The sequence below is a fragment of the Nocardioides maradonensis genome (assembly GCF_054777115.1).
Map to the genome: position 1 here is coordinate 60,326 of NZ_BAAHAZ010000006.1, position 16,628 is coordinate 76,953.

The 16,628-nt window shown below is 70.9% G+C and carries 18 protein-coding genes; 11 read left to right on the top strand and 7 right to left on the bottom strand.

Annotated features, from left to right (window positions below; genetic code table 11):
* Position 1: 1 nt before the first annotated feature.
* The 5 genes from mftD to ACYVAQ_RS08420 all read right to left on the bottom strand — a co-directional run bounded on the left by mftD (position 2) and on the right by ACYVAQ_RS08420 (position 4,204).
* On the bottom strand, positions 2-1,243 hold the full coding sequence (gene mftD, locus ACYVAQ_RS08400; RefSeq protein ID WP_460788212.1) for a pre-mycofactocin synthase MftD: 1,242 nt from the start codon (positions 1,241-1,243) through the stop codon (positions 2-4).
* Between the two features lie 82 nt (positions 1,244-1,325).
* A complete protein-coding gene (mftC, locus tag ACYVAQ_RS08405) occupies positions 1,326-2,570 on the bottom strand; it encodes a mycofactocin radical SAM maturase (protein ID WP_460788215.1) in 1,245 nt (414 codons plus the stop codon).
* Complete coding sequence (mftB, locus tag ACYVAQ_RS08410; RefSeq protein ID WP_460788217.1) at positions 2,570-2,854, bottom strand: mycofactocin biosynthesis chaperone MftB; 285 nt, start codon at positions 2,852-2,854, stop codon at positions 2,570-2,572. The genes mftC and mftB overlap by 1 nt, the downstream gene beginning before the upstream one ends.
* Before the next feature lie 19 nt (positions 2,855-2,873).
* Positions 2,874-2,987 carry a mycofactocin precursor MftA gene (gene mftA, locus ACYVAQ_RS08415; RefSeq protein WP_460788220.1) on the bottom strand — a complete coding sequence of 38 codons (114 nt, stop codon included), beginning with the start codon at positions 2,985-2,987 and terminating at the stop codon, positions 2,874-2,876.
* Between the two features lie 26 nt (positions 2,988-3,013).
* On the bottom strand, positions 3,014-4,204 hold the full coding sequence (locus tag ACYVAQ_RS08420; RefSeq protein ID WP_460788222.1) for a saccharopine dehydrogenase family protein: 1,191 nt from the start codon (positions 4,202-4,204) through the stop codon (positions 3,014-3,016).
* 224 nt (positions 4,205-4,428) lie between these two features.
* On the opposite strand from ACYVAQ_RS08420, the gene ACYVAQ_RS08425 reads away from it, so the two are divergent.
* The 4 genes from ACYVAQ_RS08425 (at position 4,429) to ACYVAQ_RS08440 (ending at position 7,737) form a co-directional block, all read left to right on the top strand.
* A complete protein-coding gene (locus ACYVAQ_RS08425) occupies positions 4,429-5,184 on the top strand; it encodes an SDR family oxidoreductase (protein ID WP_460788225.1) in 756 nt (251 codons plus the stop codon).
* 52 nt (positions 5,185-5,236) lie between these two features.
* Positions 5,237-6,271, top strand: coding sequence for a phosphotransferase family protein (locus ACYVAQ_RS08430; protein WP_460788227.1), 1,035 nt, complete (start codon positions 5,237-5,239; stop codon positions 6,269-6,271).
* Positions 6,268-6,558, top strand: coding sequence for a hypothetical protein (locus ACYVAQ_RS08435; protein WP_460788230.1), 291 nt, complete (start codon positions 6,268-6,270; stop codon positions 6,556-6,558). Before ACYVAQ_RS08430 ends, ACYVAQ_RS08435 begins: the two co-directional genes overlap by 4 nt.
* Positions 6,559-6,672: 114 nt before the next feature.
* Complete coding sequence (locus tag ACYVAQ_RS08440; RefSeq protein WP_460788231.1) at positions 6,673-7,737, top strand: NAD(P)-dependent alcohol dehydrogenase; 1,065 nt, start codon at positions 6,673-6,675, stop codon at positions 7,735-7,737.
* Between the two features lie 16 nt (positions 7,738-7,753).
* Here ACYVAQ_RS08440 and ACYVAQ_RS08445 read toward each other — a convergent pair whose 3' ends face one another.
* Positions 7,754-7,963 (bottom strand): hypothetical protein, encoded by a 210-nt coding sequence (locus ACYVAQ_RS08445; RefSeq protein WP_460788233.1) that lies wholly within the window; start codon positions 7,961-7,963, stop codon positions 7,754-7,756.
* 485 nt (positions 7,964-8,448) lie between these two features.
* Here ACYVAQ_RS08445 and ACYVAQ_RS08450 point away from each other — a divergent pair, with 485 nt between their 5' ends.
* Positions 8,449-9,951, top strand: a complete 1,503-nt coding sequence (locus ACYVAQ_RS08450) for an MFS transporter (protein WP_460788235.1) — start codon at positions 8,449-8,451, stop codon at positions 9,949-9,951.
* A 161-nt stretch (positions 9,952-10,112) separates the two neighbouring features.
* Here ACYVAQ_RS08450 and ACYVAQ_RS08455 read toward each other — a convergent pair whose 3' ends face one another.
* Entirely contained in the window at positions 10,113-10,571 is a 459-nt protein-coding gene (locus ACYVAQ_RS08455; RefSeq protein WP_460788237.1) for a MarR family winged helix-turn-helix transcriptional regulator, read from the bottom strand.
* A gap of 76 nt (positions 10,572-10,647) precedes the next feature.
* On the opposite strand from ACYVAQ_RS08455, the gene ACYVAQ_RS08460 reads away from it, so the two are divergent.
* The 6 genes from ACYVAQ_RS08460 (at position 10,648) to ACYVAQ_RS08485 (ending at position 16,624) form a co-directional block, all read left to right on the top strand.
* Entirely contained in the window at positions 10,648-11,736 is a 1,089-nt protein-coding gene (locus ACYVAQ_RS08460) for a substrate-binding domain-containing protein (protein ID WP_460788239.1), read from the top strand.
* 141 nt (positions 11,737-11,877) lie between these two features.
* On the top strand, positions 11,878-13,533 hold the full coding sequence (locus ACYVAQ_RS08465) for a purine-cytosine permease family protein (RefSeq protein ID WP_460788241.1): 1,656 nt from the start codon (positions 11,878-11,880) through the stop codon (positions 13,531-13,533).
* Positions 13,534-13,611: 78 nt separating this feature from the next.
* Positions 13,612-13,917: an urease subunit gamma gene (locus ACYVAQ_RS08470; protein ID WP_460788244.1), complete on the top strand. Its 306-nt coding sequence runs from the start codon at positions 13,612-13,614 to the stop codon at positions 13,915-13,917.
* Positions 13,918-13,944: 27 nt separating this feature from the next.
* On the top strand, positions 13,945-14,265 hold the full coding sequence (gene ureB / locus ACYVAQ_RS08475; RefSeq protein WP_460788246.1) for an urease subunit beta: 321 nt from the start codon (positions 13,945-13,947) through the stop codon (positions 14,263-14,265).
* Positions 14,258-15,955, top strand: a complete 1,698-nt coding sequence (locus ACYVAQ_RS08480) for an urease subunit alpha (protein ID WP_460788248.1) — start codon at positions 14,258-14,260, stop codon at positions 15,953-15,955. Before ureB ends, ACYVAQ_RS08480 begins: the two co-directional genes overlap by 8 nt.
* Positions 15,956-15,964: 9 nt before the next feature.
* Positions 15,965-16,624, top strand: coding sequence for an urease accessory protein UreF (locus ACYVAQ_RS08485; RefSeq protein ID WP_460788250.1), 660 nt, complete (start codon positions 15,965-15,967; stop codon positions 16,622-16,624).
* Positions 16,625-16,628: the final 4 nt, after the last annotated feature.

The window sequence follows — 16,628 nt, forward strand, 5'->3', positions numbered from 1 at the left end:
CTCACCTCACCGTGGCAGGTGTCGGTACGCCGAGGGCGCGGTCGAATCCCTCGGGGACGAGGAGGTGCTCGGGGCGCAGCTCGGCGGTCGACGTGAGACCGAGGCCGCGCAGGCCGGAGTCGATGCCGCCGGAGAGGACGTCGAGGACGTTCTCCACGCCGGCCTGGCCGTTGGCCGCGAGGCCCCACAGGTAGGCGCGCCCGATGAGCACCGCCTTCGCACCCATCGCGAGGGCCTTGACCACGTCCGAGCCCCGCCGTACCCCGCCGTCCATGACCACATCGATGTCGTGCCCGACGGCCTGGGCGATGGGGCGGACCATCCGGATCGCGGCCGGGGTGCCGTCCAGGTTGTTGCCGCCGTGGTTGGACACCGAGATCCCGTCGACACCGGCGTCGACCGCACGGAGCGCGTCGTCGATGCGGCACACACCCTTGAGCACGAACGGGGTACCGGAGATCTGCGCCCACGTCTGGCGCATCCACGCCACGTCCTCCCACGAAGGGGGCGGGGTGGTCATCCACTCGTAGTAGGCGCCGAAGAACGTCGGGCCGGTGGTCTCGCCGGGCGCAGCGAGGTTGGGGGCGGTCAGGTCGGGCAGCTTGCCGGTCGCGCGGTACTCCTTGCCGAACTGGTAGAGCCACCTGCCCTTGGTCGCGACCTTGGGCGCGAGCCGGACCATCGTCTTGAGGTCGACCTTCTCCGGGATCTCCGGGCTGCCCCAGTCCCGGCCCATCGAGAACGACCAGTCCAGCGTGGCGATCAGGCCCTTCGAGCCGGCGGCGTGGGCGCGCTGCATCCGCTGGACCATCGTGTCGCGATCACCGGTCCAGTACATCTGGAAGAACGTCGTCGCGCCGGTCGCGCACACCTCCTCCACGGACTTGGAGGCGAAGTTCGACAGGCCCATGATCGTGCCCCGCGCGGCCGCGGCGTGGGCCACGGCGACCTCACCGTCGGGGTGCACCGCCTGGACGCCGGTGGGGCTGATGATCACCGGGCTGTTGATCTGGTGGCCGAAGACCGTGGTGGCCTGGCTGCGCTCGGGCTGCTGGCCGACCACGTGCGGGGCAAGGCCGAGCTCGGTGAAGGCCGCTTCGTTGTCCGCGATCGATTGTCCGCGCTCGGAGCCGGCCACCAGAGCGCCGTACACCGGGGCCGGGAGCCGCTTGCGAGCACGCTGCTGCGCCACCGCGACGGACTCGAACCAAGGGTTCTGCTTCCAGGGATTCTCGAGCTTCATCACGGGTTCTCTCTGGTGGGCGGGGCGGGAGGGTGGTGTCCGGGCCGTCGGCCGTCTCGGGTGTGCGCCCGGCGGCCCGGGGTCAGGGGGTATAGCTCACGCTGCGAGGCTGAGCTTGCGAAGCGTCCCGCGTATCGAAACCCGCGAGGGGGTTCTCGGCGCATGCCGTGACTGGCGGGCGGGTGAGGAGCTGGAGCATCACGGGCTGGTTGCGGGTGGGGGTGGCCTTGGAGTGGTCCTGCGAGGCCGCGGGGATGGTGCGGTCGGCGGCCAGCGCGTGCTCGCCGTACCCCTGCACGCACTCGGGGTCCGGGCCGTCGAGCGGGAGACCGGTGAAGAACTTCGCCGCCATGCACCCGCCCCGGCAGGAGTCGAAGAACTGGCAGCTCGAGCAGGCGCCGCCGGTCTGCGGGGACCGCAGCTCGGCGAACAAGGGGCTGGTCTGCCAGACCTGCTGGAACCCGCCCTCGAGGAGGTTCCCGGCCAGGAAGTTGTCGTGGATCGCGAACGGGCAGGCGTACACGTCCCCGACCGGGTCGATCAGGCACACCACCCGCCCCGCACCGCACAGGTTCAGCCCCGGCAGGGACTCACCGAACGCGGCGAGGTGGAAGAACGAGTCACCGGTCAGCACGTCCTCGCCGTGCGCGATCAGCCAGTCGTAGAGCTCGCGCTGCTGCTCGGGCAGCGGGTGCAGCTCGTCCCACACATCCGCACCCCGACCACTGGGGCGCAGCCGGGTGAGCCGCAGCGTGGCGCCGAAGCGGTCGGCGAGTGCCTTGAACTCATCGAGCTGGCCGATGTTCTCCCGGGTGCAGACCACGCTGATCTTCGCATCCTGGAACCCGGCCTCCTGCAGGTTCGCCAACGCCCGCAGGGCGATGTCGTAGGACCCGGGCCCGCGGACGTAGTCGTTGACCTCCGCGGTCGCACCGTCCAACGAGATCTGCACGTCCACGTAGTCCGTGGACGCCAGGAACGCAGCGCGTTCCGGAGTGATCCGCACCCCGTTGGTGGAGAACTTCACGCCGACCTGGTGGTCCACGGCGTACTCCAGCAGGTCCCAGAAGTCCGGGCGGATCGTGGGCTCCCCGCCGCCGATGTTCACGTAGAACACCTGCATCCGCTGCAGCTCGTCGATCACCGCCATGCACTGCTCGGTGGACAGCTCGCGGGGGTCGCGACGGCCTGAGGAGGACAGGCAGTGCGCGCACTCCAGGTTGCACGCATAGGTCAGCTCCCAGGTCAGGCAGATCGGGGCATCCAGCCCGTACTCGAACTGCTGCACCAGGCCGCCGGTCTGCGGGCGTTCCGGGGCCAGCGTCATCAGGCCACCTCCTCGGTCGTGACCGCGCGGGGGCGGATCATGTCGGTCGCGGCCAAGCCGGCCAGCGCCGCGGCGTACGCCGCGTGCTGGGAGACCGGGACCCCCGCCGCGTCCAGTGCGGCCCGCACGTCCGGCGCCTCGCCCAGACCCCGCACCACCGCGACCAGCTCGGGACGCTTCAGGAAGGTCAGCTTCCGGTTCCCGAAGTGGTAGGCCAGCGCGCCGAACGGCTCAGGACGCAACGCCACCGACGGCGACAACACCCACGGCTCATCCAGCATCATGACGCTCGCCACCCCACGATCAGTAGACGCCGCACATACCGTCGATCGACACCTCTTCGATGAGGTCGGTGATCGCGGTGACGTCGGCCTGGTCGGTCGCGGTCGTGGGCTGGTCGGTGGCGGGGTTGTGCATGGTCGTGCCTCTCGTTCGCTCGTGGGTCAGTCGATGGTCTCGGTCACGACCTCGTAGACCGGCACGCCCGGGGCGGGCGGCTCGGCGGCGTACTGCGCGAGGTCGTGGAAGAACGTCTTCGGGTCGATGGCGCCCTCCGGGCCGTGCACGCCGGGCTTGCGGACCTGGCCGCGCGCGGCCATCAGTGCGGCGACCGCCAACGGGATGCCGGTCATCTCGCCCATGTTGCCCTCGGGCTGGACGATGGCCTGCGCCCCGACGCGGATCCGCCGGCCGCCCTTGGTGCCCTCGGCGATCGCGAAGATGTTGCTCGGCAGCGACGGCGACGGGCCTGCGCCCTTCCCGGCCACGTTCGGGGAGCGGAGCAGCGCCTCGGATGCCTGGCGTACGTCGAGCTCGCCGGCACGCACCCGCAGGGCGATGCCGCCGATGGCGTCCATGAGACCGCGCCGGGCGCTCATCACGTTGAGCGACTCGCGGACCTCGGGGCGGACGCGCGGCAGGGTGAGCGGCTCGGGATGGCCGCAGATCCAGACCGGGTCGGTGCCGACGCCGGGGTAGGTGAGGGTCATCTCCTCCAGCCCGTAGCCGTCGACGAGCTCGCCGTCGCGCCAGAACTTGATCGGCTCGGTGCAGTTGTGGACCCAGTGCTCGATCGCCGCGGTGGCGTCGGCGAACTCCTTGCCCTCGTGGGCGCGCGGGAAGTGGGCGGCCGATGCGCGCCAGGAGGTGTAGACGCGGTCGACGGTGTCGCACTCGTCCATGGCGAGCACGGCCAGCAGGTTGCTCGTGCCCGGGCTGGCGCCCATGCCGATGACAGCAGTGACGCCCGCGGCCCGCGCCGCGTCGTCGAGCTCGAGCATCTCCAGGGTGGGTTCCCAGTCGTCGCAGATGTCGAGGTAGTCGGTGCCTGCGGCGATGGCGGCGCTGAGCACCTCGCGGCCGAAGCGGTAGAAGGGGCCCGCGCAGTTGAGCACGATGTCGACGCCCTCAAGAGCTGTCGAGAGCGCGTCCGTGTCGGAGATGTCGAGGGCGAGGGCGCTGGTCTTCGGTCCGAGGTCGATCGCGAGCTTGGCGGCCTTCTCGTCGTCGCGGTCGGCGATCACCACGTGGGCCACCTCGGGAGCGTCGGCGAGCACCCGGCACGCGTAGGCGCCCATCTCTCCGGCTCCGCCGGTCACCAGCACCCGACGGGGTGCGGAGTCGTTCGTCGTCATGACCGCATCGTGTCCTGCAGCCATCCGCAGCGGAGCCTGCCGGAGCGGCCTCTACCCAGATGGGGGAGGCCTCGGGCCAAGGTGTTGACCGAACGTCCGCGCATGCACCATCGTGCGCTAAGCAAGCGCTTAGTCAGCGCTCGGCTCCGGGCGCGCGACGGACCCTTCCGGCGTCGTACATCACGGGCGCCGTACCTCCGCCCCTGCAACCGACAGGAAGCCTGATGACCAACTCCCGTACTGCCATCGTGACCGGAGCCGCGCGCGGCATCGGTGCCGGCGTCGCCACCCGACTCGCCGCCGATGGGTTCCGGGTTGCCGTCCTCGATCTCGACGAGGCCGCGTGCAAGGGCGTCGTCGCCGACATCGAGGCGGCCGGCGGAACGGCCCTCGCGGTCGGCGTCGACGTGGCCGACGAGGCCTCGGTCACCACCGCTGTGGAGCGGGTCGCGGCCGAGCTCGGTGAGCCGACGGTGCTGGTCAACAACGCCGGCATCCTGCGCGACAACCTGCTGTTCAAGATGACGGTCGACGACTGGGACGCCGTCATGAACGTCCACCTGCGTGGCTCGTTCCTGATGGCCAAGGCCGTTCAGGGCTTCATGACCAACGCGGGCTGGGGGCGGATCGTCAACCTGTCGAGCACCTCCGCGCTCGGCAACCGCGGGCAGGCCAACTACTCCGCCGCGAAGGCCGGCCTGCAGGGGTTCACCAAGACCCTGGCGATCGAGCTGGGCAAGTTCGGCGTGACGGCGAACGCGATCGCGCCCGGGTTCATCGAGACCGAGATGACCAAGGCGACGGCTGAGCGCATGGGCGTGGACTTCGGCGACTTCAAGGCGTTCGTCGTCAACGACATCCCGGTCGGTCGCGGTGGTCTCCCGGCCGACATCGCCCACGCCGTCTCCTTCTTCGCGAGCGAGGGTGCGGGCTTCGTCTCCGGCCAGGTGCTCTACGTCGCCGGCGGGCCGAAGGCATGAGTGTCGGCAGGGACGGCGCCGAGCTCGAGACGTCGACGGGCGACCACCCGTCATGAGGACCGCGACCGAGGCGCCTCCGGGCCTCGACCTGGCAGCGCTGGGAGAGTGGCTCCGAGGAGCCGTCCCGGGCGCCGGCGGGGACCTGCAGGCCACTCTCATCGCGGGTGGCAAGTCCAACCTGACCTACGTGGTCACCGATGGCGCGTCGGAGTGGATCGTGCGTCGGCCTCCGCTCGGGCACGTGCTCGCGACGGCCCACGACATGAAGCGTGAGCATCGCGTGATGTCGGCGCTCCGGGACACGGCGGTGGCGGTGCCGCAGGCATACGCGATGTGCCAGGACATCTCGATCATCGGTGCCGAGTTCTACGTGATGGAGAGGTGTGCGGGTACGCCGTACCGGCGTGCCTCCGAGCTGAAGGTGCTCGGCCCCGACCGAACCCGCGCGATCTCAGAGCGGCTCATCGACACGTTGGCCGCGCTCCACGCGGTCGATCCGAGCGAGGTGGGGCTGGGCGACTTCGGCCGTCCGGACGGGTACCTCGCACGTCAGGTCGCGCGGTGGCGCCAGCAGCTCGACGCGTCGTACCACCGTGACCTGCCGGCTGCCGACGAGCTCCACCGCCGTCTGCTCAGGGCGGTTCCGCCGGAATCTGCCGCGGGGATCGTCCACGGGGACTTCCGGCTCGACAACGTGCTCGTCGACGGCACCGACCGGGTGACAGCCGTGCTCGACTGGGAGATGGCCACGCTCGGGGATCCGCTCGCCGACCTCGCGCTGACGATGACCTACCACCGGTTGGCGTTCGTCGCCGGCGACAACCCGGACGCCGTCAACGACGTCGCGACGGCGCCGGGCTTCCTGTCGGAGGAGGAGGTCGTCGAGGTCTATGCGCAGGGGAGCGATCGCGATCTCTCCGATCTCGGCTTCTACCTGGGCCTGGCCTCGTTCAAGCTCGCCGCCATCCTCGAGGGCATCCACCTGCGCCACCTGCGCGGGCAGACCGTGGGCGCGGGATTCGACCGGATCGGCGATGCGATCCACCCGCTGCTCGATGCGGGTCTGCAGGCGATGGAGCGTCGATGACCATCCATGCCACCTCCCTGTCGGCGGCGGACTGCGGGCACTGCAGCCGTCCTGCTCCCTCGCGGTGGCGCGTGACGGCGCCCCAGGTGCGGCGGCCCACCCGTGTCGGTCGTCGTGAGCCGTGGGGGAAGGCGCACCTCCGGCGCGAGGGTGACGCGGTCACGGCGTGCGGGCTGGTGGCCGTCGAGTGGCACGTCTTCTGGGACGTCCAGCTGAGCGCGGCCGGCGTCGATGCGTGCAGCGAATGCGTGGGCGTCCTGAGGGAGGTCGTCGGCCGGACCCGCTGACACCGTCGGCGACATCCCCCACCTGACCGGCCACGACGCCGCGTTCCTGACCGGTCGGTCGGCCGCCGGCCTAGCGTGCCGAGGCACCAGGACGCTCACGGATGAGGAACAGACATGCGCGCACTCCGGCTGAACGCTTGGCACTCGACGCCCGAGCTGGTCGAGGTTCCTGACCCCACGCCCGGGCCCGGCGAGGTGGTCATCAGGGTCGGCGGCGCCGGCGCGTGCCATTCGGACCTCCACCTGATGCACGACTTCGACGAGCACGGCAACCCGTGGGGTCCGCCGTTCACGCTCGGTCACGAGAACGCCGGGTGGGTGCACGCCCTCGGGCAGGGAGTGGTCGGTTACGACGTCGGCCAGCCGGTCGCCGTCACGGGCGCGTGGGGCTGTGGCACCTGCGACCACTGCCGCGACGGGATCGAGAACTACTGCGAGGAGACCCGCGGGCTCGATGTCCGGGGGCTCGGCGGCGGGCTCGGCCGGGACGGCGGCATGGCCGACTACCTGCTGGTCCCGTCAGCGGCGTACCTGGTTCCGCTGCCTGCCGGTCTCGACCCGGCGCGGGCGGCTCCGATCACCGACGCTGCGCTCACTCCGTACCACGCCATCCGACGCTCGCTCCCGAAGCTCACCCCGGACGCGACGGCGCTCGTGATCGGTGCCGGCGGTCTCGGCCAGATGGGTGTTCAGCTCCTCAAGGCACTCACGGGCTCTCGCGTGGTCGTGATCGAGCCCCGCGAGGCCGCGCGGCAGCAGGCCCTCCGCTCGGGCGCGGACCAGGCATGGGCGCCTGGTGACGACGTCGTCGACCTCGTGCGGGACTTCGCCCACGGGCGGGGCGTGGAGGTCGCTCTCGACTTCGTGGGCACCGACCGGACGATGGCGACCGCGGCCGCTGTGATGCGACAGCGCGGGGACCTCAGCGTCGTCGGCATCGCTGGTGGCACGCTCCCGGTGTCCTTCACGTCCGTGCCCCTCGAGGTGAGTGTGCAGACGACGTACTGGGGGACCAGGGCCGAGCTGGTCGAGGTGCTCGACCTGGCCGGCAGGGGACTGATCGCCCCGGAGATCGAGGTCTTCTCGCTCGACGAGGCGCTCACGGCGTACGACCGGCTCGCTGCGGGCGACATCGCCGGCCGCGCCGTGATCGTTCCTGCCACCGCCGAGGACGGTTGACCGGCGGGCGACGGGCTCAGGAGGCCCGTGGGAGCAGGAGGTCGGCGTCCGCGACCAGGGCGCCCGCTGCGCGACGATGCCCCTCGGCAGCCGCAGGCTGCGGCAGCCAGTACGGCGTTGCCGCGGCGATGTCCGCTGCCAAGTCGTCATGGTGGCGGGCCAGCTCCAACAGGTGGATGCGCAGCCGGGCGGCCGTCTCGGCGTCGATGTCCGTGTGGATGTTCATGGCTGTCTCGCTTCCTCGACTGGTTCCTGCGTCTCCTCATTGAAGAGCCGGAGAGTGCCGAGAGCGACGGGGAAACTACGCAGGTCGGTACGTGAAACGCAGGCCGGACGGTTCCCGTGCCACCGAGAACGCACCCGATCCGACCGGGGCAAGGCCGAGTTTGGTGGCAGGTCGTCGCTCCTATGCATCCGTCGGCAGCCAGCCGATCTCCGTGCAGATCGAGGCGACCGCGACTGATCGTCGAACGTCAGAACTAGCGGAAATCGGCCAGGGTCGTACCAGAGGTCGCAGGTTCAAGTCCTGGCCCCGCTACCAAAAGAGAGTCCGGGTCAGCCAGAGGCTGACCCGGACTCTCGCATTCGGGGGCACCATGCGATCCCATCGTTCACCCATCAGGTTGATCCCACCGGTGGGCGTCGGGACGCTTCGGTCGATGGCCGCGAGACAGCCTCGACCCGAGCACGCGACAGTGCGAGGGTGGCGCCATGGCATCGAGCGCGACCGAGGGCATTCGGCTCGGCACGGCCCGTGGCAGGTGGGTGCTGCTCGTGACGGTGCTCGGTTCCGGTCTGACCATGCTCGACGCGACCGCCGTCAACGTCGCTCTCGAGAGGATCGGCGGCGACTTCGGTGCGGGGTTCTCCGGGCTGCAGTGGATGATCAACGCCTACGCGCTGACCCTCGCGGCACTGATCCTCCTCGGCGGCTCGCTCGGTGACCAGTTCGGCCGCCGACGTGTGTTCCTCGTCGGCGTGGTGTGGTTCGCGGTGGCGTCGCTGCTCTGCGGCATCGCGCCCGGCATCGAGACCCTGATCGCCGCGAGGGCGCTGCAGGGCGTCGGCGGCGCGCTGCTGATGCCGGGCAGCCTGGCGCTGATCTCGGCGTCCTTCCACGGCGACGACCGTGCAGCCGCCGTCGGCGCATGGTCCGGGCTGGGCGGCGTGGCCGCCGCGATCGGCCCGCTGCTCGGCGGCTGGCTCGCCGACATCGACTGGCGCCTGGTCTTCCTCGTGAACGTACCGGTCGCGGTGGGGGTCGTGGTGGTGGCGTTGCGGTTCGTGCCGGAGAGCCGGGATCCCCAGTCGGCCGGACAGGTCGACATCGCGGGCACCGTGCTGGCCGCGCTCGGCCTCGGTTCCCTCACGTTCTCCCTGACCCGCGCGGGGGACGTCGGCTGGACCGCACCGGTGGTCCTCGGCTGCAGCGCAGGGCTCGGCCTGCTCATCGCGTTCGTCCTGGTCGAGCGCAGGTCCGCCCACCCGCTCGTGCCGCTCGGCTTGTTCCGGAGTGCCCAGTTCAGCGCGGCGAACGGGGTCACCCTGCTCGTGTACGCCGCACTCGGCGTGATCTTCGTGCTTCTCGTGCTCCAGCTCCAGGTCGTCGCCGGCTGGTCCCCGCTGGCAGCCGGCACGGCGATGCTGCCGGTCACGGTGCTGATGCTCCTGTTCTCGTCCCGCGCGGGTGCGTTGTCGCGGCGTATCGGGCCCCGGGTCCCGATGACGGTCGGACCTCTGGTCGCCGCGGCCGGTGTGCTCTGGATGCGTCGGGTCGGCTCGGATGCGTCGTACGTGAGAGACGTGCTGCCGCCGGTCGTCCTCTTCGGAGTCGGTCTGACGATGCTGGTCGCGCCGCTGACGGCGGTGGTCCTCGAGGCGGCCGACGACCGGTTCGCAGGGATCGCCTCCGGGATCAACAACGCCGTCGCCCGCACGGCGGGCCTGATCGCCGTTGCCGTGGTGCCGGTGGCCGCAGGGATCGGTGGCGCCGACTACCGCGACGCCGCCGCCTTCGACGCGGGGTACGGCCGGGCGATGGCGATCGACGCGGCGCTCCTGCTGGCCGGCGCGGTCCTCGCCTTCGCGTACGTACGCCGGCCGCGCGCGGTGGAGCCGGACGTACCGGGCCGCGAGCACCGGCTCCACATCGAGGACTGCCCGCACTGCGGTGTCGCGGGACCGCAGCTGCACCCCGCGGACCACGCCCACTGAGCGTCCCGGTCAGGCTCTGGCGGGCGCGAGCACGATGTCGAACCGCACCCGCGACCAGGACCCGTCCACCTCGCCCTCGCACTTCTCGCAGGCGTTCCGGCGCCGCTTCGGTGTCAGCGCGGGCGAGGTGCGGCGGTCCGCCGGCGCCTGAGGCTGCTCCGTCAGGAGCCGGCGTTGGCGGCGCGGAGTCGCTCGTAGAGGTCCCCGAACTCCTGGCGGCCGATCCGGTCGGCGATCAGCGAGGACAGCTGCTGCTGGGCGGGGGCCAGGCGGGTGTGGAGCTCGCGACCGCGAGGAGCCAGGGCCACGAGGACCCGGCGACCGTCGGCGGGATCGACGGTCCGGTGGATCAGGGCCTGGCTGGTCAGGCGGTCGACCATCCGCGTGGCGGTGGGACCGGGTACGCCGGCGACGGAGGCGACCTCGGCCATGGCGTGCCCCTGCCCGTCGCCGAGCAGGTCGAGCACCGACCACTCGTCGACGGTCAATCCGGCCGGCTCGAGGTTGATGCGCATGGCGCGGCTGATCTCGTCGGCGAGGCGCCGCAGGTGCTGACGCAGCGCGCTCGCGGACGGCACGGTGGCGGGAAGGGTGGCCATGACGATTTCGACGGTCGGCACGCGGCCGAAACCTGTCCGAAACACCTCCATCCAAAACTAAATCGACGGGCAAACTCTAACCGCGGACGGAAGACGGATGCCAGCATCGACGACGAGGTCACCGGACCTGACGCCACGGCGGGACCAGGACCTCGCGGTGGCGCTGGTGCTGCCGTTCCGCGGGTCGGCCGGGATGTTCGGCCCCTCGTGCCAGGCCTCGGCCCGGCTGGCCATCGAGGAGCTCAACGAGACCGTCGGTGCGGGCGGGCGCTGGGTGCGCGCGGTGGAGGTCGACGGCGGGATGCACCCGGACGCCGTGGCGGCCGAGATCGACCGGTTGACCACGGCGGGTGCGATCGACGCCGTGGTGGGCTGGCACATCTCGGCGGTGCGCCAGGCGATCACGTCCCGTCTCCGGGGCCGGCTGCCGTACGTGTACACGACCGTGTACGAGGGCGGTGAGACCTCCGACGGGGTGTTCGTCGCGGCCGAGACGCCGCGCACCCAGCTGTGGCCCGCCATGCGCTGGCTGCACGGCGAGCTCGGGTCGCGGTCCTGGTTCTCGGTCGGGAACGACTACGTCTGGCCGCGAGGTACGACGGCCGCGGCCCGGCAGTACGCCGCCCAGCTCGGCGACGACTGGCGCGGCGAGCGGTACGTCCCGCTCGGGACGCGTGACTTCTCCGCCGTGCTCGATGCACTGGAGGCTGCTCGGGCGGACACGGTCCTGATGTTCCTCATCGGCGAGGACCTGGTGCACTTCAACCGCCAGTTCGCCCGCCGTGGGCTCGATGCCCGGATGGTCCGGTTCGGGACCATGGTCGATGAGAACGTCCTGCTCGGAATCGGTGCGTCCGGCACGCACGGCATCTACTCCGCGGCGGGGTACTTCGGCGCGCTGGCGACGGCGGAGTCGATGGACTTCGTCGCGCGCATGGTGCGCCGCTTCGGCCCGTTCGCGCCGCCGGCGAGCAACTTCGGCGAGGCCTGCTACGAGGGCGTCCACCTGCTCGCGCACCTGGTGCGCGCCCGTCGGCATCGCGACGAGCCGTTGATCGAGGCGGCCCAGCGGATCTCGTACGGGACGCCCCGCGGTGACGCCCGTGTCGTCGCCAACCACCTCAACCGGTCGGTGTACATGGCCCGGGCCGCCGGCGTGGGCTTCGACGTCACCGCCCGGTTGTGAGATCCGGGACACAGCCGTTGACAAGCGGACCCGATCACCAAAATACTTCCGAACGGAAATAAAACCGGAGGCGACATCGTCGTCGTTGCCGATCGCGCGCAGCACGCGCTCCCCACTGGCTCGATGGATCCGGAGGACCCGATGAGTTCCACGACAACGACCCGCAGCTACGGCTCTGCGGTCAACGACGAATCGCTGGAGGACTACTCCCTCCGGTACGCACCCACGGCGTTCCGCAAGTGGACGCCCTACGTCGTCGCCACCACCGCCCTCGGCGGCATCGCCTACCTGGCCGACTTCGCGATCGGGGCGTCGATCGTCCTGACCAACGGCGCGGCATCGGGCATCGCCGCGATCCTGGCGGCGGCGGTGATCATCTTCGTCACCGGCGTACCGATCGCGCGCGCCTGCGCCAAGTACGGCGTGGACATGGACCTGCTCACCCGGGGCAGCGGGTTCGGCTACTTCGGCTCGACCCTGACCTCGCTCATCTACGCCTCGTTCACGTTCATCTTCTTCGCGCTCGAGGGCTCGATCATGGCGCAGGGCTTCAAGTACTCGATGGGCATCCCGCTGTGGCTCGGGTACCTGATCACCTCGCTGATGATCGTGCCGATCGTCATCTACGGGATGCGCGCGCTCGCCAAGCTGCACGTCTGGACGGCCCCGATCTGGCTGGTCCTCCTGGTCCTGCCGTTCGTGCTCGTGGCGCTCCACTCGCCGCACGCCTACAGCGCGCTCGGCTCCTTCCCGGGCACCGACGGCACGCACGGAGCCTTCAGCTGGACCGGCTTCGGGCTCGGCCTGGGCGTGGCGCTGTCGCTGATCGCCCAGATCGGCGAGCAGGCCGACTACCTGCGGTTCATGCCGACCAAGACCGAGAAGAACAAGGTCGCCTGGAACCTCGCCACCACGATCGCCGGGCCGGGCTGGGTCGTCCTGGGTGCCGCGAAGCAGCTCGGTGGGGCGCTCCTCGCGGTCGCCGTCATCGGCGCGGGCGGCGCCGCCTCCGACGCCGTGCAGCCGATCCACCAGTACGTCGAGGCGATCAAGCCGTACGCCGGATGGGCGACCACCTTCATCGCGACCTTCTTCGTGGTGATGAGCCAGATCAAGATCAACACCACGAACGCCTACTCCGGCTCGCTGTCGTGGTCGAACTTCTTCTCGCGGATCCTGCACTGGCACCCCGGCCGCGTCTACTACGTCGCCCTGAACGTCGGCATCGCGATCGTGCTGATGGAGGCGAACATGTTCAGCTTCCTCAACACCATCCTCGGCTTCTACTCCAACGTGGGCATCGCCTGGATCGGAGCGGTGTTCGCCGACCTGATGATCAACAAGCCGCTCGGGCTGTCGCCGAAGTACATCGAGTTCAAGCGGGCCTACCTGTACTCGATCAACCCGGTCGGGTTCGGCTCGATGGCGGTCGCGTCCGTCGTCTCGGTGCTGGCGTTCTTCAAGGTGTTCGGCGACGGCTGGACCTACGCGTTCAGCCCGCTGATCGCGCTGGCCATCGCCGTGGTTCTCTCGCCGGTGCTCGCCTGGGCGACGAAGGGCAAGTACTACATCGCCCGCCCGAACGACATCAACGGACCGCACGTGGCCGACGCCGACTCCCTGGAGCCGATGGCCTGCGGCGCCTGCGGCGATCACTACGAGCGGCCCGACGTCGCGCACTGCACGTTCAGCGAGGACGTCGTGTGCAGCCTGTGCTGCTCGCTCGAGAAGGCCTGCCATGATGTCTGCAAGTCCGGCTCGGTCAGCCTCGGCATGCCCGCGATGAGCCTGACCTGAGGCTGCCAGTCCGAGTGGTGGGGGCCGGCACGAACGGCCCCACCACGACCGTTCCACGAATGAGCCGGAGTCGTCCCGATGCACCTGTCGCCCGCTGACACCGAGAAGCTGCTGCTGTCCGTCGCCGGGATGGTGGCGAGGGACCGGCTGGCCCGCGGCGTACGCCTCAACTACCCGGAGGCCGTCGCGCTGCTCAGCACGTGGGTGATCGAGGAGGCGCGCGCGGGCAGCAGCAGCGTGCCGGACCTGATGGCCAGGGGTCGCGAGGTCCTCACCCGCGACCAGGTGATGCCCGAGGTGCCGGACATGATCGCCGACGTCCAGGTCGAGGCGACCTTCCCGGACGGTCGCAAGCTCGTCACCCTGCACCACCCGATCCAGTAGCCCCATCCAGTAGTCGAGGAGAGCGCCGTGGGCGTACGCACATCAGGTCCCGGGGCGTTCCGGGTACAACCCGGAAGCCTCACGCTGAACGCCGACCGTTCGGCCGACGAGCGCGGAGAGCTCGTGGTCGAGAACACGGGTGACCGGCCGATCCAGGTCGGCTCGCACCTGCACCTGCCCGACGCGAACGAGGCGCTCGCGTTCGACCGCGCCGCGGCCGACGGCTACCGGCTCGACATCCCCAGCGGCACCTCGGTGCGCTTCGAGCCCGGCGTGAGCCGCACGGTGGCCGTCGTGGCACTGAAGGGCCGTCGCGTCGTCCCCGGCATCCAGGTGCGCCGTGGTTGAGATCGACCGGCAGGCGTACGCCGCCCTCTACGGCCCGACCGTCGGCGACCAGGTCCGGCTCGGCGACACCGACCTGTGGATCGAGATCGAGCAGGACCTCACCTTCGGCGGCGAGGAGGCAGTCTTCGGCGGCGGGAAGTCGATCCGGGAGTCGATGGCCCAGGGCACCCGGACCGCGGCCGAGGGCGCGCCCGACACGGTGATCACCAACGCGGTGATCCTGGACCACACCGGCATCATCCGCGCCGACGTCGGGATCAAGGACGGTGTGGTCGTCGGCATCGGCCGTGCCGGCAACCCGGACATCGCCGACGGTGTCGACCCGGCGCTGGAGATCGGACCCGGCACCGACGTGATCTCCGGCGAGGGCCGGATCCTGACCGCGGGCGGCATCGACATGCACGTCCACTTCCTGTCGACCAGCCAGGTGCACGAGGCGCTGGCCGCGGGCCTCACCACGCTCGGCGGCGGTGGCACCGGGCCGTCCGAGGGCTCCAAGGCCACGACGGTGACGCCGGGTCCGTGGCACCTCGGGTCGGTGTTGCGCGGGCTCGACCACCTCCCGGTCAACGTCCTGCTGCTCGGGAAGGGCAACACGGTCTCGATGGAGGGGCTGGCCGAGCAGGCGCTCCACGGGGCGGCCGGCTACAAGGTGCACGAGGACTGGGGATCCACCCCGGCGGCCATCGACGCGGCGCTGCGGGCCGCGGAGGAGTGGGGCCTGCAGGTCGCGCTGCACAGCGACAGCCTGAACGAGGCGGGCTTCGTCGACTCGACGCTGCGGGCTATCGCCGGCCGGTCGATCAACGCCTTCCACGTGGAGGGCGCCGGTGGTGGGCACGCCCCCGACATCGTCACGATCGTCGCCGAGCCGTACGTCCTGCCCGGGTCGACCAACCCGACGCTCCCGCACACGGTGAACACGGTCGCCGAGCACCTCGACATGCTGATGGTCTGCCACCACCTCAACCCGGCGGTGCCCGAGGACCTGGCCTTCGCCGAGTCGAGGATCCGCGCGACCACGATCGCCGCGGAGGACCTGCTGCACGACCTCGGCGCGATCTCGATGACGTCCTCGGACGCGCAGGCGATGGGCCGGATCGGCGAGGTCATCACCCGGACCTGGCAGGTCGCCCACGTGATGAAGGCCCGCTTCGGCGCGTTGTCCGGCGGCGAGGCCGCCGACAACCTCCGCGCCAAGCGGTACGTCGCCAAGTACACGATCAACCCCGCGATCGCCCACGGGATCGACCACCTCGTCGGGTCGGTGGAGGTCGGGAAGATGGCCGACCTGGTCCTGTGGGACCCACGCATGTTCGCGGTCCGCCCCGACGTGGTGCTCAAGGGCGGTGCCATCGTCTGGGCCGCGCTCGGTGACCCGAACGCCTCGATCCCCACCCCGCAGCCGGTCCTGATGCGACCCGCGCTGGTGGCCGCCTCGGCGCCCGCCGTCGCCTTCGTCGCGCCGGCCGCGATCGAGGACGGCCTCGCGGAGCGGCTCGACCTGCGGCGGTCGCTGGCGGCGGTCCGCCCCACCCGCGAGGTCGGCAAGGCGCAGATGGTCCACAACGACGCGCTGCCGCAGGTCACGGTCGACCCGGAGACCTTCGCGATCACGGTCGAGGGCGAGCTCGTCGTACCCCATCCGGCCGAGACACTGCCGCTCGCGCAGCTGTACCAGATGTTCTGAGCAGGCGTGATGACGACGGGTCTGCTCATGGTGCTCGGGGACGGCCGCCTGCCCACCGGTGGCCACGCCCAGTCCGCCGGCCTGGAGCCGGCCGTCCTGGCTGGCCTGGACCCGGGCCGGATCCCGGACTTCATCGACACCCGGTTGCGCACCGCGATCACGGTCGACGCGGCCGCCGCCGTGGTCACCCGCGCGCTCGCGCTCGAGGGCACGCCCCTCGATCCGGTGCTGGACGCCTGGACGGCACGTACGCCGGGCACCGTCGCCCGGGGGAGCGCCCTGGCGACGGGCCGCGGGATCCAGCGCGTCCTCCGGCGGCTGTGGCCCGATGCCGGAGCGACGCGGCTGCTGGAGGAGGTCGGCCCGCCGTACCGGCCGATCGCGCTCGGCGCCCTGGCCGCGGCGGCCGGGCTGGGCGCGCACGACACCGCCGTCCTGGTGTGCCACGAGGACGTCTCCGCGATCGCCAGCGCCGCACTCAAGCTCGTGCCGCGCGACCCGCTCGACGCGACGGCCTGGCTGCTCGCCGCCCAGCCGCGGATCGCCGCGATCGCCCGCGACCTCGCCGACCTGACAGACCCCGCGGCGATGCCGGCGCTGTCGGCACCCCTCGCCGAGTGTTGGATCCAAGCCCATGCCGCTCGAGAACGGAGACTCTTCAGTGCCTGAGTCA

Excerpts from the sequence above, each read along its gene's own strand:
- mftB (WP_460788217.1), bottom strand. The coding sequence starts at position 2,854 with ATGATGCTGGATGAGCCGTGGGTGTTGTCGCCGTCGGTGGCGTTGCGT.
- ACYVAQ_RS08430 (WP_460788227.1), top strand. The coding sequence starts at position 5,237 with ATGAGGACCGCGACCGAGGCGCCTCCGGGCCTCGACCTGGCAGCGCTG.
- ACYVAQ_RS08485 (WP_460788250.1), top strand. The coding sequence starts at position 15,965 with ATGACGACGGGTCTGCTCATGGTGCTCGGGGACGGCCGCCTGCCCACC.
- ACYVAQ_RS08425 (WP_460788225.1), top strand. The coding sequence starts at position 4,429 with ATGACCAACTCCCGTACTGCCATCGTGACCGGAGCCGCGCGCGGCATC.
- mftA (WP_460788220.1), bottom strand. The coding sequence starts at position 2,987 with ATGCACAACCCCGCCACCGACCAGCCCACGACCGCGACCGACCAGGCC.
- ACYVAQ_RS08440 (WP_460788231.1), top strand. The coding sequence starts at position 6,673 with ATGCGCGCACTCCGGCTGAACGCTTGGCACTCGACGCCCGAGCTGGTC.
- mftD (WP_460788212.1), bottom strand. The coding sequence starts at position 1,243 with ATGAAGCTCGAGAATCCCTGGAAGCAGAACCCTTGGTTCGAGTCCGTC.
- ACYVAQ_RS08465 (WP_460788241.1), top strand. The coding sequence starts at position 11,878 with ATGAGTTCCACGACAACGACCCGCAGCTACGGCTCTGCGGTCAACGAC.
- ACYVAQ_RS08435 (WP_460788230.1), top strand. The coding sequence starts at position 6,268 with ATGACCATCCATGCCACCTCCCTGTCGGCGGCGGACTGCGGGCACTGC.
- mftC (WP_460788215.1), bottom strand. The coding sequence starts at position 2,570 with ATGACGCTGGCCCCGGAACGCCCGCAGACCGGCGGCCTGGTGCAGCAG.
- ACYVAQ_RS08450 (WP_460788235.1), top strand. The coding sequence starts at position 8,449 with ATGGCATCGAGCGCGACCGAGGGCATTCGGCTCGGCACGGCCCGTGGC.
- ACYVAQ_RS08470 (WP_460788244.1), top strand. The coding sequence starts at position 13,612 with ATGCACCTGTCGCCCGCTGACACCGAGAAGCTGCTGCTGTCCGTCGCC.
- ACYVAQ_RS08445 (WP_460788233.1), bottom strand. The coding sequence starts at position 7,963 with ATGAACATCCACACGGACATCGACGCCGAGACGGCCGCCCGGCTGCGC.
- ACYVAQ_RS08460 (WP_460788239.1), top strand. The coding sequence starts at position 10,648 with ATGCCAGCATCGACGACGAGGTCACCGGACCTGACGCCACGGCGGGAC.
- ACYVAQ_RS08420 (WP_460788222.1), bottom strand. The coding sequence starts at position 4,204 with ATGACGACGAACGACTCCGCACCCCGTCGGGTGCTGGTGACCGGCGGA.